This is a genomic window from Acinetobacter sp. ANC 3832 (assembly GCF_002135415.1).
Taxonomy (GTDB): domain Bacteria; phylum Pseudomonadota; class Gammaproteobacteria; order Pseudomonadales; family Moraxellaceae; genus Acinetobacter.
Map to the genome: position 1 here is coordinate 1 of NZ_NEGJ01000001.1, position 21,524 is coordinate 21,524.

The window sequence follows — 21,524 nt, forward strand, 5'->3', positions numbered from 1 at the left end:
CTACTCTCTTTCGATGAATAGTCAACAGGTTTTGTTATTTAATTCTCTCAACAAATCATTCCTTAACCAATCTTTAAAATTCCAATTCGAAATCTTAACATCTCAATCAAGCTACTGATTTATCAGAAGTTTTATTTAACATCACCGCCGATGGATGTGCATTCTACAGCATTCCTAATCCTACACAACCCCTTTTCTTAATTAATTTTAATTATTTGAATCGAGTGTGTGTTTTTTGTGCTTTTATCGAATTTATTCACACTTTTTGATCAAATTTGCTTTAATACTTAGCAATTAACTGCTGTTAGAATAGAATTATAGGAATATAGCTCTTCAGCTAATCAATATTATTTTGACTTTATCTATCTGGATACATTTATGCATCGTTTAAATATCTTGTGGGCAAGTATGCTTACTCTGGGTTTATCTTCTCAAGTTCTTGCTCAAGATACTTTATCCGTTAAAGATAATGAAAGTACAACTGAAACAAATACAATTGCTGAAAGCACTATTCAATCTAATGCAACTGACAATAAAGCAGAAGATGTAGCCAAGCATCCTCGCTTAGAAGCTTTAAAAGAACTTAAGAATATTAAGGTTGATGATTTAAAAGTAAATGCCAATGCCGCTCAAGACGATAGTGTGAAAGATCCACTGCAACCACTTAATCGTGAAATCTATGAATTTAATGACACTTTAGACCGTCACTTTTTCCGCCCTGTAGCCGTCCAATATAAACAGAAGGTTCCTGATGATGTTCGTAGTTCTTATACATCATTCCGTAAAAATTTAAGTGAACCATGGAATGCAGCCAATCAATTGGTGCAAGGTCGTTTTAGTCGCGCTGCAAAATCATTAGGACGCTTTACCCTTAATACAGTCACTTCCCTCGGGTTTGCTGATCCTGCAAGTCGTTTAGGCTTATCAATGGAGGAAGAAAGCTTAGGTACAACCTTAGGATATTATGGTGTGCCAAGTGGTCCATATTTAATGCTCCCTATTCTTGGTCCAAGTACGATTCGTAACTCTTTAGACTATATTGCTGAAGGTTATGCAAATCCCTTGTGGCAACAGCGTCATGCCAATGATCAAACAGGTCTTGTATGGGGTAATCGTGTGATGGGCGGAATTAACACCCGTGCTCGCCTGCTTGATGTTGAAGATGTATTACAAGGTGATCGCTATTCAGCAATCCGTGATATCTATTTACAACGTAAAGCTTTTGAGATTTCCGAGAAAAAAGGACGCGGTCAAGAAGCTGTTTCTTTTGTCGATGATGATTCTGATATGAGTGATGACTCAAAGAGCAGTCACTAACTTGAAATAATTTGTTAAACTGAATTGCTAACATATCATTTAGATATGCTAGCAATCCTTGGTTATCTATAGTACATCTACTAACATATCTTGATAATCAGTCACTCTAGGATCATTGATCAACTCTATGTATTTCATTCAGCCCACTCGAAACATTCCCAATTTAGAGCAGGTGCTTGATGCTCTTCCGAGCCTGCACATGATTCATATAGAAGATATCCATCTTTATGACCCAACGATTATTGCAATTGCAGATGTACAAGACTTTCTTCATCACCAATGGTCATTACCGACGATTGTGATTGCCAATGAAAATGAAGGAACAGCACTTTCTCAAGCTTGGGAAATGGGTGCATTAGCTGGTTGGATATGGAATCGTCTACCTGCGCATCCCGAACATTCATTACAAATTATTGATGCACAATATAAACGTAATCAAGATAGTCGCGATTTACCTTCTGCGGCAGAATTACAGAAAAAATTACTACCGAATCCATTAGAACTCCAAAACTATCAAATTGAAACCCTGTTTCAACCATCGGCATATCTGTCTGGTGATTGGTATGACTATTGGAAAATCAGTGATAAAGAAGTGATGTTTTATCTCGCTGATGTTTCAGGACATGGTGTAACCAGTAGTTTACTTACATCTTGGATGGCAGCCTTTCATGGTCGTTCTAAAACACCAAGAGAATTAATTAAGAAACTGAATGGCATGTTAGTGCAAGAAAATATTGAAAAGCATATCACCATGATTGCAGGTATTTTGAATGTAGAAACACACAGCCTGAGATGGTCAAGTGCTGGACATTATCCGCCTGCGATTATTTTTGAACCCGATCAAGTACCTCGTGTTTTAAACACCAGTAGCTTTCCTTTAGGTCTAACTGAAGATTTGGAAGTTGAAGAGTTTGAATGTACGCTCACGCGTCATGCTCGGTTCATTATTTGTTCAGATGGTGCACTTGAACCTTTTGATGGTGGTTTGAATGAACAGTTTGCTCAATTGGTCTATCATTTGCAGAATCAATCATTCCAAGCCCCTGAACATGTTGCCGATGATATTGCCATTCTGAGTTTCCGCAGAATGAATTAATCTTATAATCAATAAGATAACGAAAAACTAGTGCTTCTACGACTCTACACCACTTGAGTATAGAGTTGCGCTATGTGATAATTTTCACATCCTTCTCTGCAAATGGCATTTATATGTCAACAGGTCATGTTGAATATGCAAGCTTGAATGGAACGCATATTTTTAAGCTCATAGGCGAAGTGCGTGCCCAATCTTGTATTAGTCTAGACAAACTTTTGGCGAAGATTGAACAGCAAAAAGACGTCGTTGGCGCAATTGTTGATTTAACTGAAACCACATTTATTGATAGTACCGTTCTTGGAATACTGGCGAAGTTAGGCCTAAAGCTTAAACAAATTCACCATATTCAAGCTGTCATGTTATCTACAAACTCAGATATTAGTACCCTCGCCAATAGTATGGGCTTAGGGCAAGTTTTCGTAATCCTCAATTATTGTGGAGACCCGAATGTATGCACACGTGCTTTAATTGATGATCATGTAACGCATAACGCTATGCTTTGCACTGTGCTTGATGCACACAAGACGCTGATGAAACTCAACGACAATAATCAAAATATGTTTGAGCCATTGGTTAAACAACTCGAGAAACAGCAAGATACTATGGAATGTGTATCAAATACTGATAAGCAAAACGCTTAATCACTTTTCAGAATCATCTTTTCAGGGATAGCGCATGACTTTACTTTCTGTTGTTCAAATGAACTCTCAAAATGATATTGAAGCTAATTTCAATGTGATTGAGTCCTTGATTCAACAGAGTAAAGCGGATGGCGCTTCTCTGATTGTATTTCCAGAAAACTTTGTCTGTTTCGCGGCAGGCAAACAACGTGAAACTGCCGCACAGTTTGAGTCGATCCAACAACGACTGGAACAACTCGCACATCAATATCAAATCTGGATTGTGGCAGGAACCTTACCTTGCCCTTTCCGTCCAGATGGCTCAATCATTGAAGATGGTCGAGTACGTACGGTTAGTTTATGTATTAGCCCTGAACGTACCGAAGCTCGTTATGACAAAATTCACCTCTTTGATGTTCAAGTAGGTGATGCTGTAGGTGGTTATCAAGAATCTAAGTTCTTTGAACCAGGCACAGATGTCGTTGTTGCAAAAACACCTTTTGGCAATATCGGTTTGCTGGTGTGTTATGACTTACGTTTTCCTGAGCTTGCACTAACTTTGCGATCTCACGGTGCGCATCTTTTAACTGCTCCTGCTGCTTTTACCTATAAAACAGGTCAGATGCATTGGCAGTTGCTTTTACAAGCACGGGCAATGGATAGCCAATGCCAAGTGTTAGGTGCTGCTCAACAAGGTTGGCATGGTGAAAAACGTCAAACTTGGGGTCATGCAGGTGCTGCGAATAGTCGTGGACAAATTTTAGAGATTCTTGATACAGAAGGTGCTCAGCTTTTCACTGTTCCTTTTGATTTAGAAGAACAAAATATGATTCGTTCTTCTATGCCGCTTATGCAACATCGAAAATTGATTTCACTCTAATTGTCAATTTTTTTATCTCTTTCAATAATTTTACAAAATCACCGCTTAATTTTCCTTCCATTTAATCCAAGATAAAGTTTCATAAAAAATTTATCAGGGATTGCAAAATGTCTTTAGAAAAAGTTGTTTATACCGCTCATGCAAAAGCAACAGGTGGACGTGATGGTCGTGCAACATCATCCGATGAAATTTTAGATGTGAAATTAGCTGTGCCGAAAGAAATGGGCGGTGCTGGTGGTGGAACTAATCCTGAGCAATTATTTGCTGCGGGTTATTCGGCTTGTTTTCTTGGCGCAATGAAATTTGTAGCGGGTAGAGATAAGCTGAATATTACTAAAGATGCTTTCATTGAAGGTGAAGTCGGTATTGGTCCAATTCCTACAGGTTTTGGTATCGAAGTAAAATTAAATATTCATTTAGAAGGTCTGGACAAAGCTGAAGCACAAAAACTGGTGGATGCCGCACATATTGTTTGCCCTTATTCAAATGCAACGCGTGGCAATATTGATGTGACATTGAATGTGATTGTTTAAGTAATATGATCTATCCCGAAGTCATAACTTTGGGATAGATGTTTATAATTTATAGATATTGCTAAAAACTCGTTACCTATTTTTTGTGTTAATGGATTAAGCCATATCAAATTCTTAAATCAATATTTCTGATTAGCCCATTTGGGTCTAGGTTGAATAGAATGATCTTCATAAACAGCTGCTTTCAATACTTGTCAGCAACGATCTAAAATTAAAATTTCAAGATCATCCCCCTCAACAATAAGCTATTCAATCCACAGCTTCATTGGTTACACGCAACACTTCTTCCATTGTGGTTTTACCTGCCAATACTTTACGCAACCCATCATCACGAATAGAGCCTGATTGTTGGCGCACATAATTTTCTAACTCATATTCGGCAGCATTACCATGAATTAAACGGCGCATTTGATCATCCACAGGGGCAATTTCATAAATTGCTGTACGACCTGTAAAACCAGTATGTGAACAATAATCACAGCCTTTTGGGATTGGTAGTTTTAAATCCTGCTCAGTACTTACATTTCGAAAAATATCTTTTTCAAACTGATCTGCTTCACGCCAATCATGGCAATGTGTACACAGTGTTCTCACCAAACGTTGTGCAATCACACCAATTAAAGAGCTTGCCAATAAAAATGGCTCAATCCCCATATCTTTTAAACGTGTCACTGCACCAATCGCTGTATTGGTATGTAGCGTAGACAGTACCAAGTGACCCGTTAATGAAGCTTGGACTGCAATTTCGGCAGTTTCCAAATCTCGAATCTCACCCACCATCACTACATCAGGGTCTTGGCGAAGCATTGCCTTTAAAGCACGGGCAAAGGTCATATCTACTTTGGTGTTGACCTGTGTTTGCCCAATCCCTTCGAGTTGATACTCAATGGGATCTTCAGCAGTCAGAATATTCTTAGAACCATCATTCAGATCGGATAAAGCCGCATAAAGTGTCGTGGTTTTACCTGAACCCGTAGGCCCTGTGACCAAAATAATGCCATGCGGGCGATGAACCAATAGTGTTAAGCGCTCATAATCTTTAGGCATTAAACCTAAATGAGTCATGTTTAAACGCCCTGCTTGCTTATCTAACAAACGCATTACCACACGCTCACCATGCGAAGATGGCAATGTTGATACACGGACATCCACCTCACGACCTGCAAGACGTAAAGAAATACGACCATCCTGCGGAATACGTTTTTCAGCAATGTCGAGTTTTGCCATCACTTTAATACGAGAGACAAGAAGCGGTGCAAGCTCACGACGTGGCTGAACAATTTCGCGCAATTGACCATCGACACGTAAACGTACGGATAACTTTTTCTCAAAAGCTTCAATATGAATATCAGAAGCGCCTACTCGAATCGCTTCTGAAAGCAATGCATTAATTAAACGGACAATCGGTGCATCATCTTCCTGATCCATTAAATCTTCGGTTTCAGGAACTTGGTCTGCTAAACTGAGTAAATCTGGATGATCTTCTAAGCCTGCTGCAACTTGTTGAGATTCACCAGTTTCTCCAGCATAGCTAGAGCTGAGCATGTTATTAAAGTCAGACTGAGAACAGAGTTGATGTTGTGCAACGCGACCTAAATAACGGCGTGCTTCTTGAATTGCAATTTGTGCGGTATCTTGACGACGGACAATAAAAACTTGATCGCCTTCATAACGTAACAGCACTCCATGCCGCTTTGCAAAACTATAAGGTATTTGTAGTTGTTTAAGTACTTGCATTACATCTTATAATGATGATTAAAATTGCTTTGAGTGTACTCTAAGCAAATGACAGCGTGAAGTCTGTTTTTCAAAGAATTCAATATAGGGATAAACGCCTTTGTCTAAAAATAATGAGCATCTAGAACCTGTACTGCCAAACTTGAAATGGTGGGGCGAACAACATTTTGAATTGAACCAGTCCAAAGCTTGGCAATTTGGTTCGACAACTGTGCGCCTGACACGTGGCTTACAAGAATGGCGTTTAGAATATTATCGTCCACAAGTTCAATACGACTATGAACAGCAATGGCAATCCATTCAAGATGTGAATTTTGCTTTTCCACAGCCTGTGCATGTTGAACGTTATATGTTCCGAGAAACGCATAATACGTTCCAACTCATGCCGCGCTTAGCAGATCGTTCAGTCGTCATTCGCCCTGTTGATCCTATTTATATTCCTGCAGGGCAACGAGGAACCTTATATATAAGTACGCCACTTTGGGTTGCTGGTTTTGTTCAAGCACAAAGAGAACCTCTGTTTGATATTCCAGTGATACGTCCTAAAGATACTTGGTTTGGACCAGATCATCGTAGTGGTGAAATGTGTTATGCATCCTCAGTCGATGGGCGTACTGAGCTTAGACTGCTCAAGCCTCGCGCTTTTAGAGCGGTAACACCTATCGACTTCCATAATGTCAGTAATCATCAACTTCGCTTTGACCGCATGAATGTTCCTGTCCCTGCTTTGCCTTTATTTTATAGTGAAAGTACAGGACGTTTATGGACATCCCAAATTAAAGTCATTTATGAAGGAAATGATCGACCTGCTCGAGTGAAAATTGAAAATAGAACCCCGCCCTTAGCAGGTGACGTGGTCTATGTGCATCCTCCTCGCTCACCGGGTGGCGCATTATTTAATATGTTTGATTCATTTTTTTAAGGGGGCACTATGGCGACCATTCCACAAGATATTGCGAGTAGCCTCAAGGGTGTCTTTACCAGTATCAATACAGAGCGACTGAGTGAAATTTTAGTTGCATTGGTGTTGTGTTTAGTCGGGTTTATTTTAGCTCGAGTTATTTCCAACACCTTTATTCGTACTGTCGGTTCAAGATTTAACGCACACCAAAGATTGGTTTGGCGACGCGGGATTTTTTACTTTATTTTCTTATTATTCGTTGTGGCAAGTTTAAAAGAAGCAGGATTCAAGCTGAGTGTCTTTCTTGGTGCAGCGGGAATATTAACTGTTGCCTTAGGTTTTGCCTCACAAACATCTGCAACCAACTTAATCAGTGGATTATTCTTAATTGGTGAAGGTTCTTTTGAAATTGGCGATACGATTCAAATCACCTTAATTCGCGGTCATACCATTGAAGGTGAGGTCATTTCCATTGATTTACTTTCCGTCAAATTACTCACTTTAGACAACGTTTATGTTCGATTACCAAACGAACAACTAATTCGCGCACCTGTACATAATCTTTCTAAATTTCCAATACGGCGCATTCCGATTGTAGTGGCGATTAATTTTAATGAAGACATCAATAAAGTACGTGAGGTTTTACTTAATGTTGCCAATGACTATCCATTGACACTTGCTGACCCTAAACCACGTGTGAGTGTGACTGCTTTTGGTGAGTCATCCATTGAATTATTATTTGCTTTATGGTGTAAACAAGATAATTTCTTGCAAGTTAAAGATGAAATTCATGAAATGATTCGCAACCGTTTTGTCGAAAATCAAATCGAAATCCCTGTACCGAAAATTGGTTTTGTGGATCGAGGCTTTGTACCGAATAGTCAATTGAGTGATGATGATATTGATCAATACAGCAATGAAAAAGAAATTAAACATGAACCCAATTTAAAATAAACATCATAAAAATTCTGCTAAACCCTCTTTTTAAAAGAGGGTTGCTGAAAAGCCTTAAACTTTTTCAGTTTCAGGGATCGGTGCAATATACGCAATAATCAACATCACAAAACCTGCACCTAAGAATGAAATCACGCGTGTGAGTGTTCCAATGTGTGATAAATCAAATAGTACCAACTTTAAGGTCACAATCACTAAAATACTGCCCCCTAAAATCCACATTGCTCGTAATTGCTTACGACTTGCAATGCTCATACTAATGAATGCCAGACTGACCCAAAGTAAAGTTAAACTGAGTTGAATTGTTGCATCTTGCCATACCGCCAATTCATTATAAGGTGTTGAAAAATAGACATGCAGTGCCCTTAAAGTCATATAGCTACTTAGCCACAATAAACTTAGCACCGCTAAAATAGCGATAATGCCTTTATCTAAACCTGCTTTAATTTGTAGAAACAACATCCAAATAAAACCTGCAAGCATTGCCAAACTGATAAAGTCAAAAGGATTTAAGATGGGTAATAAATAGAATTGAAAGGCTTGTTGTGAATACAGTTGTGAACAAATAATCCAAAGCCCCATAAGTACGAGACTCGCTTTGCTTTGCCAAAACATATTCCAATCACGATCACTTTCTCTATCTTTTTGCCAATAACACCATGCACAAAATAACAGAGGAATAATCACGATACTGATATAAGGCATGTTTGGAATTAAGCTTAAACTCATCATACTCAAGCTAAGCAATACACCTAAGCTGACCCATTCTTTTTCAAAATTGAGATTACTGTTGGGTCTTAGCCATAAAATAGTGAGTAATAATCCAATTGCTGTCACAGCCCATTGCTCAAATATAGAGTACCAAACAATTTGACCATGTTCACTTCGATCTATTATTAGAATTAAAGCAAGTACATACAGCGGAACAATGCCAATCCATTTCGGTATTTGCCAAGACCATTTCGCTTTACAGACTCGCATTGCTTCATTCATCAGCACATAAGCCAAACTTATAGATAATAAAGTCAAAACATATCGATTTGAACTTAAAAAAATTGAATTTGGTTGATTAAAATCATTAAAAAAATCGAGTAACAAAATCAATAAACTTGAAGTTGCTGATAGCATTAATAAACTAAAAAAACCAATCGTGGCTGTCGTTAATTGTTTTTGAAAAGATGCTCGACTATTTGAAATCAGTACAACAGCGATATAACTCAAGCTGAGAATCCAATACATCAGTTTAGAGCTTTCAGGCAATACAACCCAGTAATACACACTCGATAAACCTGCTACGGTCATTAACCCCATCGCCAAATAGCGACTAATAGCAGAATTTTTATATAGAGCATAAATAAAGATCAATACACCTTCAATAGCCCATCCCACAACACTCCATTGCTCTGGCAATAGAATCGGTGGAATCAAGCTGATAAAGATCAACATCAAACTAAAATAGCTTTGTGAAATCATTTGAATCGATTGATTTCGTTGAGCAAATGAATGCAACAACGCATAAAGCATGGCAAATCCAATACTGAAAATGGCTTGCCAAGTTGCTTGCTTGAAATAAATCAAGTAAATAAAAATATAGCCAATAATAGGTGCACCAAAAATCAGAGCAAAATCCAATACAGGTTTAAGTTTAAATTGGGCAAAATCTTGTTTGGCAATCAGTTGACTGAAACGGAAACTTAACCAAATAAAAATTAAACTATGCGCCAGAACCAAACATGAGAGTAGATATTTGTCTGAACCAACCCCATGATAAAAAGCATAAGCTCCACCAACCACACTGGTAATAATGAATGCAATTTGGTTCAGTATTCTCCAAGGACGTACTGTACTCAAAACAGCAACGGCTAAATTAATCACTAAATAATAAGCGACTAACTCGACTGCGGTCGCATCTCGCACAGGGAGTGTAAAAGGCGCTAAATAAGCAATCAACATTGCCATCAATGCCAATTCAACCGCTTGTTGCTTTAAACTCAAACCAAGTGTGATGAGCATAATCACAGCAAAACTTAAACTTGCAATCCATAGGTGCGTAATAACCTGATTATAATAAGCAAAGAACAAGGTTAAGCATAAGCCTGCGATGCCTAATCCCTCTAAAGCCAAAGCAAAACTACGATTTTTACTCTGAAACCAATAACCCAATACGGTTACGACACAACTGATACCTGCAACAATAATGAGTTTTAAAGATAAGCTTAATTGCCAATGTTCTGTCGCAAAGCGTAATAATAAAATAAGACCTATCACTAAAATTAAAACAGCGACTTTTAAAACAGGATTACCTTGAAACAGCCATTGCTTCAACTGATCCATCAATCCAATTTCATTGGATATTGATTTTTGAGATTGAATAGATTCTAAGGAAAGATTCGAAGTAGATTGTATTTCAGATAAATTTGACGGTTTAAAATGCTGTAACTTATATTGCACATGATTGAGATGGTCTTCTAAACGTCGAAGCCAACGTAGAAAAAAATAAATCCATGCGGTCAATCCCAATCCGACTAACCAACTCCAATGCATCACGCCACCAACAACAGCGGTTATTGAAGCAATATATAAAGGCACACGAGAAGTCGTTTGAATAGGAAGCTGTACTTGTGTAGATAATTCATCGATTGGTTTTTGAATAGCATCGACATACTGCATGACACTCATCACAAATGCACTTGCACAGAGATAGGTCACGACTTTTAAATTTAAAAACCATGCACTGACAGCAACAATAAGTAGCACCATGAGCCAAATTATTCGAATTTCACTCTGCCCTTTCAGCATCTTTTAAACTTCTCTTTCCTGAGTCTTTTGATGATACATCAGCTCAGCCCATACAACGGACATATTCATCAGCTATTCAGTAACGTGGTTGTACAATCATGTTCCTGCGTGACAGCAAAAAATCACGTACAATGAACAAGTTTTTTGGATTAGGATTTTTTCAATGCCACCATTTGTATTGGTCGATGGGTCATATTTTTTATTTCGTGCTTACCACGCACTACCACCATTAACCACGTCTACAGGCTTACAAACCAATGCGATCCGTGGTGCAATTTCGGCTATCCAAAAACTGATGCGTCGTATTCAACCGACCCATATGGCTGTTATTTTTGATACACCTGAACCAACTTTCCGCCATGAGCTTTCACCAATTTATAAAGGTGATCGTCCAAGTATGCCAGAAGAATTATCACAACAAATTCCATATTTACACGCTTTAATTCGTGCATTGGGGATTCCTTTACATACACTTCCAGGTGCTGAAGCGGATGATGTGATTGGCACTTTGGCAAAACGTGCTGAAAAAGAAGGTCACCAAGTTTTAATTTCAACGGGTGATAAAGATATGGCACAGTTGGTCACAGATAAAGTGACCCTTGAAGATAGCTTTAAAGACAAGCCCATGGATGTGGATGGTGTCTTTGAAAAATTTGGTGTTTGGCCAAACCAAATCATTGATTATTTAACCTTGATGGGTGATGCATCGGACGGTATTCGTGGTGTTCCTGGTGTCGGTGCTAAAACAGCAGCTAAACTACTCACTGAATATGGCTCAATTGGTGGCATTTTAGAAAATGTCGATAAGATTAAAGGCAAAGTCGGTCAAAGCCTGAAAGACAATGTTGAAGGTATTGCATTGGATCATCAACTTGCCAGTATTGTGATTGATCTCGATCTGAATTTAACCTATGACGATTTAAAGCTGTGCGATCCAGATGTTGAAGCACTGCGTAATTTATATACTGAACTTGAATTCCGTAACCAATTACAATCTCTAGATCATCCAAACAATCCGAATAGTTCAGCCTATAAGCAAACTACAAAAGTGATTGCTACATCAGAACAAAATATTGAAAAAGAAAAAACGGAAGATCGAGCAACAAGTACCAGTGATGATGATCAATTGGGACAAGCCAACTATCATACAGTTTTAACACAAGCAGATTGGGATCAGTTCTTCCAACGTTTGAGTACAGAAAAACGTTTTGCCATTGATACAGAAACGACAAGTGTGGATTATCGTATTGCAGAAATGGTCGGTTTCTCTGTCGCTTTTGATGCCAAAGATGCTTACTACATTCCACTTGCCCACGATTATGACGGTGCTCCCGAACAACTCAATCGTGACGCAGTTTTAGCACAGATCAAACCCATCTTAGAAAATGTAAAAGTTGAAAAAATTGGACATCATTTAAAGTACGATGCACACATTTTTGAAAATCATGGCATTCATTTACAAGGCTGGTATTTTGATACCATGCTTGCCTCTTATGTGCTGAACGCTGTTGCAACCCGCCATGGCATGGATGATGTGGCACGCGTTTACTTGAGCCATTTGACCACAACTTTTGAACAAGTTGCAGGCAAAGGTGCAAAACAAAAGACTTTTAATCAAATTGAGCTTGAAACAGCAGCACATTATGCAGCTGAAGATGCACATGTCACTTATCGTCTATATGAAGTATTAGACCGTAAACTAAAAGAAATTCCAGAACTCAGTAATATTTTACATCATATTGAAATGCCTGTTGCCCGTGTACTGACCTCTATGGAAGAAAATGGCATTCAGCTTGATTTAAGTTTCTTAGATCAATTGGGTGTTGATTTTTCAGAGACTATTCAAAATTTAGAGAATCAAATCATTGAAATCGCGGGTGAAAGCTTTAATGTTTCATCACCAAAGCAAGTCGGTGAAGTTCTATTTGATAAACTCGGATTAAAAGGTGGTAAGAAAACTGCAACAGGTCAATACAGCACCAGTGAAGCTATTTTAGAAAAAATTGACCACCCGATTGCAGCTCTTATTTTAGAATACCGTGGCTTATCTAAACTCAAAAGTACATATACAGATGGTTTATTGAAACAAGCCAACCCTGAAACACATCGTGTACATACCAGTTATCATCAAGCCTTAACAGCAACAGGTCGTTTATCTTCAACCGATCCAAACTTACAGAATATTCCGGTTCGTGAAGAAATTGGTCGTCAGATTCGTAAAGCTTTTGTTGCACCTCAAGGTCGTGTACTTCTTGCAGCCGATTACTCACAAATTGAATTACGTTTAATGGCACATTTTTCTCAAGATGAAGCGCTAGTACATGCCTTTAATCATGGGCAAGATGTTCATCGTCGTACAGCTTCCGAAGTTCTTTCCGTTCCACTTGAAGATGTCACCAATGATCAACGTCGTCAGGCAAAAGCTGTCAACTTCGGCTTACTCTATGGAATGTCAGAGTTTGGTTTGATTCGCCAATTGGGCTTTACCCGTGAAGAATCGCAAAACTACATCAAACAATATTTCCATCGCTATCCGGGCATTTACGAATATATGCAACGGACTCGTCAAATTGCTTCAGAACAAGGATATGTTGAAACAATTTCAGGTCGTCGTTTATATACGCCCGATATTGATGCTCGAAATATGATGATTCGTAAAGGTGCTGAACGTGCTGCAATTAATGCACCATTACAAGGTTCAGCGGCTGAAATTATTAAAATGGCGATGATTGAAGTTGATAAAATTTTACCTTCGGCTCAAGCAAAACTCTTACTACAAGTACACGATGAATTGGTATTTGAAGTTGATGAAGCCATTGCAGATGAGTTGGCAATTAAAATTGCTGAAGCTATGCAAAATGTTGTGACTCTTTCTGTTCCTTTAGTTGTTGAAGTGGGTAAAGGTCTCAATTGGGATGAGGCGCATTAAAATGCTTTTTACTCCATTCTTTTTCTAAGTAAAAGTAAAGAGAATAGAATAGAATAGAATAGAATAAAAATATTTTCTCCAAAAATAAAAAAGGACTCATCAAGAGTCCTTTTTTATTGCAACTAAAATTAGAAGCCTGTTAACAATGCCTTAGCCACTTCCATCATCACCATATCGGCAATATAGAGGGCAAGGAAAGCCATAATTGGTGATAAATCTATCATTCCCATATTCGGCATAATTTTACGGAATGGTGCCAATAGGGGTTCTGCAAGCTCCTGAATCACTTCAATATAAGGCGAACGTGTTTGTGTAAACATCACCACCCAACTCAAAATAATCGTCGCAAAAATTAAATAACGACAGAAACGAATCAAATCCTGAATCATGGTTACAAATGTCAGAATCAGTAGATGTATTGGGCTATTTGGCATTGCCCCCATCAAATACATGACCCCAGACATTTTCAACAAGTACAGTACAATCAATAACACCAAAGCTGCGGTATTAACTCGTCCTTTTCCTAATGTCGGTAAGATGCGACTAAAAACGTCCACAATTTTAGTGGCTTTAGTCGTAGACAGCACCACAGGATTGTATGGACTGACCATCGCCAATTGCATTAAAAAACGGAAAAATACGAGCAAAATTGCAACGTTAATGATAATGCCAAAAATTTGCGCAGAATTTGCACCCATGTTTGAACTTTCCTAATTAAATCAATTATTTCGTGCTATCACTTAATTCTTGTGCCAATTCCTGACTGCGCTTTTGCGCAGCAGCGAGAGCTGCTTGAATATTTTGTGAAATTTGTGCACGATCAAAAACTTCTAAAGCCGCTTGAGTTGTCCCATTTGGCGAAGTAACATTTTTTCGTAATTCTGAGGGTGTATTTGAACTTGTAATTGCCATTTGTGCAGCACCCAACGCAGTTTGCAAGGTTAATGCTGTCGCAACTTTTTCATCTAAACCCATATTTTTACCCGCTCGGATCATGCTTTCCATCATATAGAAGAAATAAGCAGGACCTGAACCTGATACAGCAGTTACTGCATCAATTTGTGCTTCGGTACTCACCCAAAGTGTTAAACCTGTCGCAGCAAGAATCTGACTGGCTAATTCACGATTTTTCGTATCAACAACATCTGTTGCAAATAAACCATGCGCACCTGTTTGCACCAAGGCAGGTGTATTCGGCATCACACGGACAATACGTTCAGTACCAATCAACTTTGCAATTGTGCCAATTTCTGCACCTGCGACAATTGAAACCACCAACTTACCATCAAATAAACCATTAAGCGGTTGTAAAACTGTTGATAAAACTTGAGGTTTAACCGCAAAAACAACAACATCTGCATCTTTAATTGCAGCAACATTGTCATCTGTCACTTGTACATCTCTTTCTTGTAATAACTCACGTACTTTTTCAACAGGATCTGAAACTGTAATACGTGTTGCAGGCAAACCACGACTAATCAAACCACCGATTAGGGCTTGAGCCATATTTCCGCCACCAATAAAACAGATATTACAATTTAAAGCTGCACTCATGAATCACACTCAACATTGAATTTTTTATAACTGAGAGACTAAATTTGGTTGCCATCCACCGACTTCACAATATGCAGACTGCGCCAACCAAAATCCTTTCGGTGTAAAAACACCAAGCATAACATTATCTATGCTTAATATTTGAATTGTATGACGCATCCAAGGAAAAATTTGTGCTTCCTGAATGGCTTTTTTTAAAGGCCAACTTCCGACTCTGCCATACAAATGAATTTTCTCTCCACCGATACGTCTGCTGAGTGTCAAACTTTGCCCCAGCAATGCGAAAGAGAGCCCCATTTTTGTCATATTCACTTGGAATTGACCCGACTCTAAATCTAAGAACTGATTTAGATTGAATTGAATCTGTTGTGGTTTAACGTTCTGTATATTTTTTTCTGCAAGATATATGGCTTGATCTAAACGGTATAAAACTTGTTGATAACGCACATAATAATAACCATTCCAATGTAATGCAGCCTGTGCATCGGGTTTGGAATCAATCACTTCATCTTGGATTCTTTGTACCATTTCAAATGGAGGACGATAGGTATCTTGACCTTTCATCCATGCAGAAAGTAGCTGTCGTTGACGTGCACGAGATAGTTGTTGAAATTGAGCCAAATTTAAATATTGAGAATTACCACATACATCTAAATCTTGTTTTAAAACATCTTGTAAAATCTCATCTGCATCTTGCATTAAATAACTGGTACGTGCCACAGCTTGCTGCATTTTAGGATAACGACTTTGCAAAATATGCCAAAGTTCCTGCCGACACCATGCACGATCATAATGGGGATCTGCGTTGGTAGGATCATCTACATAGGCAATATCTAATTGACTCGTCCATTGGCAAATCTGCTCACGAGAAGTATCAAGTAATGGGCGCCAAATCGTCAACGCATCACGTTGATCAATTTGTTTCATTGCAGATAAACCTTGTACACCCGCACCTGAAAGCAATCGCAACATCAAAGTTTCAGCTTGGTCTTGTTGATGATGTGCAAGAACTAAAATTTCATTGGGTTTTAAATGTTGTTGAAATGCTTGATAACGAGCTTCACGTGCCTGATTTTCTAGATTCCCGTGCATAACCTGAACAGGTTGAACCACACATGGAATGTTTAATTGATGACATTGCGCTAAAACAAACTTTGCCCAATCATCACTAACCTGTTGCAGTTGGTGATTGACATAAATAGCACGAATTTTTTCAGGAAAAATTTGAGACATTAAATGTAAAAGCAGCATGGAATCCATGCCGCCGCTACATCCAATGAGATATTGGGTATCTTCTTGAAATAAGTTGAGCTGCTTTAAGACACTAAGCCTAAATTGTCGCTGCCAAACTTCATTAAACGTTGATAACGTGCATCGCATCGTTCTTCAGCACTCATCGGTTGCAATTCTTCTAAAGCTTGTTTAAGTACTACTTTTAACTTGTCCATGACTTCTTCAGGATGTAAATGTGCACCCTCACCTTCATCAACAACATACTCAACAATACCAATTTCTTTCAGTTTATCCGCCGTTAAAGCCAAAGCTTCACTGGCTTGTTCTGCTTTTTCAGCTGTTTTCCATAAAATGGAAGCACAACCTTCTGGTGAAATCACAGAATAAATACTATGCGATAACATAATCACACGGTCAGCTACACCAATACCCAGTGCACCACCCGAACCGCCTTCACCCAAGATTGTTGCAATTACAGGTACTTTTAAACGTGAAAGTTGTGCAAGACTGGTTGCAATGGCTTCTGCTTGACCACGTTCTTCTGCCCCCACACCTGGGTAAGCACCCATCGTATCAATAAAAGTAAAAACAGGTAAATTAAACCGTTCGGCCATATCTAATAAACGCTGAGATTTACGATAACCTTCAGGATTACTCATACCAAAATTGTGTTGCAGTTTTTCACGTGTACTACGCCCACGGTGCTGACCAACTACCATTACAGGTTGTCCATCAAAACGTGCCAGTCCTCCGACCATTGCACCATCATCACCAAATACACGATCACCATGTAAAGCATCAAACTCTGTAAACATATCGCCCACATAATCCAAAAATTGTGGACGATCTGGATGACGTGCAATTTGAACTGTTTTCCATGCTTTAGATTGAGCAGCTTTATTTTTCATAAGTCGATGATTATCCCTAAATTAACTCATTTCAGTTAATTGATAAATTGTTCCGACTGAATATTCAACTCAATGTCCCAATGCTTAAATTGCACTTGCTCATCATGCAAATCTGCAACGAGCAATGGCCATTGTTTGGCATCACCAGAAACGCTGAGTTGCCATTGTTGCGCATCTTGCACACTTAATTCAATGGCAGGAAGCATCTCATCACTTCGGCTATGATTGAGTAAAACCGCGAGACGAAGCAATAAACTTAAATAAAGCAGCTTGTTTCCACCAACTTTTAATACGTCAAATTTTGCATCACTACGCAATTTACGACGATGATGAGCGACCAAATGTGACAAATGGTTTTGGTCAATCTGAGAAAAACCTGCAATATCCGAATGCTGTAATAAATATGCACCATGACGGTGATAACCACCATGACTAATGGCTAAACCAATTTCATGTAAATAAGCTGCACGACGTAATAAATCACTGTCATCACTATTTAAATCAAGTTTTGTTGCCACACTATCAAAAAGATGTTGTGCTGTATCCACTACACGCTGAGCTTGTTTTAAATCAGCACCATAACGCCCCATCATGGCTTGCACACTACGATCACGAATATCTTCATGTTGGAAGCGACCCAATAGGTCATACATTACGCCTTCACGTAATGCGCCATCTGAATAGACCAGTTTATCGATATTCAGCACTTCAAATACCGCATAAAGAATGGCAAGACCTGCAGGTAGTACAGCTCGACGGTCTTCTTTCAGACCATCAAATTCCATTTCTGAAACATGTTTATATTTAAGTAACTTATCTTTGAGCTTTTCTAAACCCTCACGGGTTAGATTTTCTTTTTCATCGCTCCAACCCATATTCACACAAATTTGACGACATGCCTTAATGGTTCCACTTGAACCAACCACGGTATCCCAGCCTTCTGCTTTATAAGTATTGGCAATACCTGACAATTCTTTACGGGCTGCCACAACCGCTTTATCAAAATCTTTTTGATGAATTTCACCATCTGGAAAATATGATTTGGTATAGGCTACACAACCCATCTGTAAAGATTCTGTATGAATTGGCTCAAATTCTTCGCCAATAATTAACTCCGTTGAACCACCACCAATATCGATGACTAAACGACGGCCACTATTCGCCATCGTATGTGAAACACCCAAATAAATCAGACGAGCTTCTTCACGGCCTGCAATGATTTCAATTGGTTTAGGTAAAATTTCAGCTGCTCTTTGAATAAACTCATGACCATTCTTGGCCTGACGTAAAGCATTGGTCGCCACAATGCGTAATCGAGTCGGTTGTACTGAACTTAAACGCCCTACAAATCGAGCTAAACAAGCCAAACCACGCTGTTGCGCAGCTTCTGTTAAATTTTTATTTTCGTCTAATCCTGCTGCAAGCTGAACTTTTTCTGACATTGAAGCAACTTTTTTGACTTCGCCGTGATCTACACGAGCGATCGCCAAATGGAAACTGTTTGACCCCATATCAATCGCAGCAAGTAATTCTTCATCAATCAAAAAATCAGACATTATTGATACAAACTCTTTTAGAATTGTGCCTAGATTAATTCACATACAAGCAATTTAAAAGCCATTTGTTGAGACAATTGAATGAGTATTTATTTTTTCTACATATATGACAATTGTGTGACAAGAAACATATAAAACCGATTATCACTATTGTGAGCATCAATTGGACAAATTCACAATTTAGATCGAAAATTTAGGCATTCCCCTACATTGTTAAAGATGACTATGTAATACTTATATCCATAGATATATTCATCTTTAAAATCATTTTTGGAGCAAACCATGTCTGACAATATTGTTAATACAACTGATGCAAACTTTGAAGCAGACGTTTTAAAATCTGATATTCCTGTAATTGTAGATTTCTGGGCAGGCTGGTGTGCGCCATGTAAAGCAATTGCTCCAGTACTTGAAGTGCTTGCGCAAGAATACGAAGGCAAAGTCAAAATCGTAAAAGTTGATGTTACGGCTTGTGAAGGTACTGCTGTGAACTACAACATTCGTAATATTCCAGCATTATTAATGTTTAAAGATGGTGAAGTAGTTGCACAACAAATTGGTGCTGTGCCAAAGTCTAAATTAACTGCATTCATTGAAGAAAACATCTAAATCAAGCCAATAACGGATGATTTAAAAATGCACTATAAAAGTTATAGTGCATTTTTTTCGCTTGTAAATTGACAAATCATCTGATCTCACTTATATTTCTTGCTCAAGGAACATTGGGGCTTCTTTTTCCAGTTTCTTTAAAGACAACACATAAGATCGCCGCTCGGCAACAGAAATTGTTTTATACATTTCTCCTCGAAAGAACTAATTAGATTTTGAGTTTGCATTTGTGCAAATACAATTGCATCTCAATTCTTGTACTGCGGACGACTTTTGCTTCTTTTTCCTTTATCTGTGTACCACACATCCTTATTATCAATCTGACCATATATGAACTTAACTGAACTCAAGAAAAAACCGATTGGCGAACTCATCAAGATTGCTGAATTTATGGGCCTTGAAGGAATGGCGCGCAATCGTAAGCAAGATATTATTTTTGCCATCCTCAAACGCCACGCGATGAATGGTGAAGAAATTTTCGGAGATGGTGTTCTTGAAATTCTCTCTGATGGTTTCGGATTCTTACGTTCTGCCGCAGGATCTTACCTTGCAGGTCCAGACGACATTTACGTGAGTCCATCACAAATTCGTCGTTTCAATTTACGTACTGGTGATACCATCACGGGTACTATTCGCCCACCCAAAGAAGGCGAACGTTATTTTGCATTATTAAAAGTTAACCAGATTAACTACGATACGCCTGAAAACTCACGTAATAAAATTCTGTTCGAAAACTTGACGCCTTTATTCCCAACTGAACAGTTGATTATGGAATTAGGTAATGGTACGACAGAAGATTTAACTTCACGTGTTGTCGATTTAGTTGCTCCTATTGGTAAAGGTCAACGTTCAATTATTGTTGCCCCACCAAAAGCGGGTAAAACCATGTTATTACAAAACATCGCTCAGTCGATTGTGCGTAATAACCCAGAAGTTTTTCTGATCGTTCTTCTTATTGATGAACGCCCAGAGGAAGTAACGGAAATGGAACGTACTGTTCGTGGTGAAGTGGTTGCATCAACATTTGATGAAGCCCCTGCACGTCACGTTCAAGTTGCCGAAATGGTGATTGAAAAAGCAAAACGTTTGGTTGAACACAAGAAAGATGTGGTTATTCTTCTTGACTCAATTACTCGTTTGGCACGTGCGTATAACACGGTTATTCCGTCATCAGGTAAAGTTCTTACAGGTGGTTTAGATGCACATGCCCTTGAACGTCCTAAACGTTTCTTTGGTGCTGCACGTAACATCGAAGAAGGCGGTTCATTGACCATTATTTCTACTGCATTGATTGAAACAGGCAGTAAAATGGATGAAGTGATCTACGAAGAATTCAAAGGTACAGGTAACCAAGAAATTACCCTTGATCGCCGTATCGCTGAAAAACGCGTCTTCCCTGCAATGAATATCAAAAAATCTGGTACTCGTCGTGAAGAACGTCTCATGAGTGAAGAAAATTTACGTAAAGTTTGGATTCTACGTAAACTTCTACACCCTATGGATGAACTTGCAGCGATGGAATTCTTGCTTGATCGCATGAAAGAAACCAAAACCAATGATGATTTCTTTGATCAAATGAAGCGTAAAGCGACAAACTAATTATATTTTCAATATAAAAAACCACCTTTTGAGGTGGTTTTTTTATTGGTTGACATTATTTACATAAATACACAATTGTCATTTTACTTTGTAAGCTTATCTCTAAAGTATCCTTAAATCTTACGATTAAATATTAAAAAATATTATTTTTTAACCATTTACTTAATAACAAGCCAATATAAAAGCGCTTCTTGATTGTAACTTCCTGTTAAAAAAGTATCAAATTTTCATCGTTTTTTGAAGTTTTTTTCATTTAGGCAGTAGATATTACACAAGCGCAGTGATAGCATAACGACATA

17 protein-coding genes are annotated in these 21,524 nt (G+C 38.4%); 10 read left to right on the forward strand and 7 right to left on the reverse strand.

Annotated features, from left to right (window positions below; genetic code table 11):
• The first annotated feature begins 378 nt into the window (after nt 1-378).
• From B9T35_RS00005 to B9T35_RS00025, 5 genes are all read left to right on the forward strand, one after another.
• Entirely contained in the window at nt 379-1,317 is a 939-nt protein-coding gene (locus tag B9T35_RS00005) for a VacJ family lipoprotein (RefSeq protein ID WP_086189094.1), read from the forward strand.
• A 127-nt stretch (nt 1,318-1,444) separates the two neighbouring features.
• The gene (gigA, locus tag B9T35_RS00010; protein ID WP_086189095.1) at nt 1,445-2,413 is read left to right on the forward strand and encodes an RsbU family protein phosphatase GigA; all 969 of its coding nucleotides are present in this window, start codon (nt 1,445-1,447) and stop codon (nt 2,411-2,413) included.
• Between the two features lie 113 nt (nt 2,414-2,526).
• A complete protein-coding gene (gene gigB / locus B9T35_RS00015) occupies nt 2,527-3,054 on the forward strand; it encodes an anti-anti-sigma factor GigB (protein WP_086189096.1) in 528 nt (175 codons plus the stop codon).
• A 34-nt stretch (nt 3,055-3,088) separates the two neighbouring features.
• Nucleotides 3,089-3,913, forward strand: a complete 825-nt coding sequence (locus B9T35_RS00020) for a carbon-nitrogen hydrolase family protein (RefSeq protein ID WP_086189097.1) — start codon at nt 3,089-3,091, stop codon at nt 3,911-3,913.
• Nucleotides 3,914-4,020: 107 nt separating this feature from the next.
• The gene (locus B9T35_RS00025) at nt 4,021-4,446 is read left to right on the forward strand and encodes an organic hydroperoxide resistance protein (protein ID WP_086189098.1); all 426 of its coding nucleotides are present in this window, start codon (nt 4,021-4,023) and stop codon (nt 4,444-4,446) included.
• Between the two features lie 249 nt (nt 4,447-4,695).
• Here B9T35_RS00025 and gspE read toward each other — a convergent pair whose 3' ends face one another.
• Nucleotides 4,696-6,183 (reverse strand): type II secretion system ATPase GspE, encoded by a 1,488-nt coding sequence (gene gspE / locus B9T35_RS00030; RefSeq protein ID WP_086189099.1) that lies wholly within the window; start codon nt 6,181-6,183, stop codon nt 4,696-4,698.
• A 100-nt stretch (nt 6,184-6,283) separates the two neighbouring features.
• On the opposite strand from gspE, the gene B9T35_RS00035 reads away from it, so the two are divergent.
• Both B9T35_RS00035 and B9T35_RS00040 read left to right on the forward strand, forming a co-directional pair.
• Nucleotides 6,284-7,105 carry a hypothetical protein gene (locus B9T35_RS00035; protein ID WP_086189100.1) on the forward strand — a complete coding sequence of 274 codons (822 nt, stop codon included), beginning with the start codon at nt 6,284-6,286 and terminating at the stop codon, nt 7,103-7,105.
• A gap of 9 nt (nt 7,106-7,114) precedes the next feature.
• A complete protein-coding gene (locus tag B9T35_RS00040; RefSeq protein WP_086189101.1) occupies nt 7,115-8,038 on the forward strand; it encodes a mechanosensitive ion channel family protein in 924 nt (307 codons plus the stop codon).
• A gap of 54 nt (nt 8,039-8,092) precedes the next feature.
• On the opposite strand, the gene B9T35_RS00045 is transcribed toward B9T35_RS00040, so the two are convergent.
• Nucleotides 8,093-10,837, reverse strand: a complete 2,745-nt coding sequence (locus B9T35_RS00045; protein WP_086189102.1) for a DUF2339 domain-containing protein — start codon at nt 10,835-10,837, stop codon at nt 8,093-8,095.
• A gap of 163 nt (nt 10,838-11,000) precedes the next feature.
• On the opposite strand from B9T35_RS00045, the gene polA reads away from it, so the two are divergent.
• A complete protein-coding gene (gene polA, locus B9T35_RS00050) occupies nt 11,001-13,766 on the forward strand; it encodes a DNA polymerase I (RefSeq protein WP_086189103.1) in 2,766 nt (921 codons plus the stop codon).
• Nucleotides 13,767-13,894: 128 nt separating this feature from the next.
• On the opposite strand, the gene B9T35_RS00055 is transcribed toward polA, so the two are convergent.
• From B9T35_RS00055 to ppx, 5 genes are read right to left on the reverse strand one after another with little or no spacing between them, the layout of a single operon-like run.
• A complete protein-coding gene (locus B9T35_RS00055) occupies nt 13,895-14,464 on the reverse strand; it encodes a YggT family protein (RefSeq protein WP_086189104.1) in 570 nt (189 codons plus the stop codon).
• 25 nt (nt 14,465-14,489) lie between these two features.
• The gene (gene proC, locus B9T35_RS00060) at nt 14,490-15,320 is read right to left on the reverse strand and encodes a pyrroline-5-carboxylate reductase (protein WP_086189105.1); all 831 of its coding nucleotides are present in this window, start codon (nt 15,318-15,320) and stop codon (nt 14,490-14,492) included.
• 24 nt (nt 15,321-15,344) lie between these two features.
• Nucleotides 15,345-16,700 (reverse strand): tRNA lysidine(34) synthetase TilS, encoded by a 1,356-nt coding sequence (gene tilS, locus B9T35_RS00065; protein WP_086189106.1) that lies wholly within the window; start codon nt 16,698-16,700, stop codon nt 15,345-15,347.
• The gene (locus tag B9T35_RS00070; protein WP_086189107.1) at nt 16,637-17,461 is read right to left on the reverse strand and encodes an acetyl-CoA carboxylase carboxyltransferase subunit alpha; all 825 of its coding nucleotides are present in this window, start codon (nt 17,459-17,461) and stop codon (nt 16,637-16,639) included. Before B9T35_RS00070 ends, tilS begins: the two co-directional genes overlap by 64 nt.
• Before the next feature lie 35 nt (nt 17,462-17,496).
• Nucleotides 17,497-19,017, reverse strand: a complete 1,521-nt coding sequence (gene ppx / locus B9T35_RS00075) for an exopolyphosphatase (RefSeq protein ID WP_086189108.1) — start codon at nt 19,015-19,017, stop codon at nt 17,497-17,499.
• Between the two features lie 282 nt (nt 19,018-19,299).
• Between ppx and trxA the strand changes: the two genes are divergently transcribed.
• Nucleotides 19,300-19,626, forward strand: a complete 327-nt coding sequence (gene trxA, locus B9T35_RS00080; RefSeq protein ID WP_086189109.1) for a thioredoxin — start codon at nt 19,300-19,302, stop codon at nt 19,624-19,626.
• A gap of 330 nt (nt 19,627-19,956) precedes the next feature.
• Nucleotides 19,957-21,225: a transcription termination factor Rho gene (rho, locus tag B9T35_RS00085; protein WP_086189110.1), complete on the forward strand. Its 1,269-nt coding sequence runs from the start codon at nt 19,957-19,959 to the stop codon at nt 21,223-21,225.
• The last annotated feature ends 299 nt before the right edge of the window (nt 21,226-21,524 follow it).

What these genes read in the sequence shown, in the direction of transcription:
- B9T35_RS00025 (WP_086189098.1), top strand. Translation starts at nt 4,021, where the DNA reads ATGTCTTTAGAAAAAGTTGTTTATACCGCTCATGCAAAAGCAACAGGT.
- rho (WP_086189110.1), top strand. Translation starts at nt 19,957, where the DNA reads ATGAACTTAACTGAACTCAAGAAAAAACCGATTGGCGAACTCATCAAG.
- gigA (WP_086189095.1), top strand. Translation starts at nt 1,445, where the DNA reads ATGTATTTCATTCAGCCCACTCGAAACATTCCCAATTTAGAGCAGGTG.
- tilS (WP_086189106.1), bottom strand. Translation starts at nt 16,700, where the DNA reads ATGCGATGCACGTTATCAACGTTTAATGAAGTTTGGCAGCGACAATTT.
- B9T35_RS00040 (WP_086189101.1), top strand. Translation starts at nt 7,115, where the DNA reads ATGGCGACCATTCCACAAGATATTGCGAGTAGCCTCAAGGGTGTCTTT.
- proC (WP_086189105.1), bottom strand. Translation starts at nt 15,320, where the DNA reads ATGAGTGCAGCTTTAAATTGTAATATCTGTTTTATTGGTGGCGGAAAT.
- B9T35_RS00070 (WP_086189107.1), bottom strand. Translation starts at nt 17,461, where the DNA reads ATGAAAAATAAAGCTGCTCAATCTAAAGCATGGAAAACAGTTCAAATT.
- trxA (WP_086189109.1), top strand. Translation starts at nt 19,300, where the DNA reads ATGTCTGACAATATTGTTAATACAACTGATGCAAACTTTGAAGCAGAC.
- B9T35_RS00045 (WP_086189102.1), bottom strand. Translation starts at nt 10,837, where the DNA reads ATGCTGAAAGGGCAGAGTGAAATTCGAATAATTTGGCTCATGGTGCTA.
- ppx (WP_086189108.1), bottom strand. Translation starts at nt 19,017, where the DNA reads ATGTCTGATTTTTTGATTGATGAAGAATTACTTGCTGCGATTGATATG.
- B9T35_RS00055 (WP_086189104.1), bottom strand. Translation starts at nt 14,464, where the DNA reads ATGGGTGCAAATTCTGCGCAAATTTTTGGCATTATCATTAACGTTGCA.
- gspE (WP_086189099.1), bottom strand. Translation starts at nt 6,183, where the DNA reads ATGCAAGTACTTAAACAACTACAAATACCTTATAGTTTTGCAAAGCGG.
- B9T35_RS00005 (WP_086189094.1), top strand. Translation starts at nt 379, where the DNA reads ATGCATCGTTTAAATATCTTGTGGGCAAGTATGCTTACTCTGGGTTTA.
- polA (WP_086189103.1), top strand. Translation starts at nt 11,001, where the DNA reads ATGCCACCATTTGTATTGGTCGATGGGTCATATTTTTTATTTCGTGCT.
- gigB (WP_086189096.1), top strand. Translation starts at nt 2,527, where the DNA reads ATGTCAACAGGTCATGTTGAATATGCAAGCTTGAATGGAACGCATATT.
- B9T35_RS00020 (WP_086189097.1), top strand. Translation starts at nt 3,089, where the DNA reads ATGACTTTACTTTCTGTTGTTCAAATGAACTCTCAAAATGATATTGAA.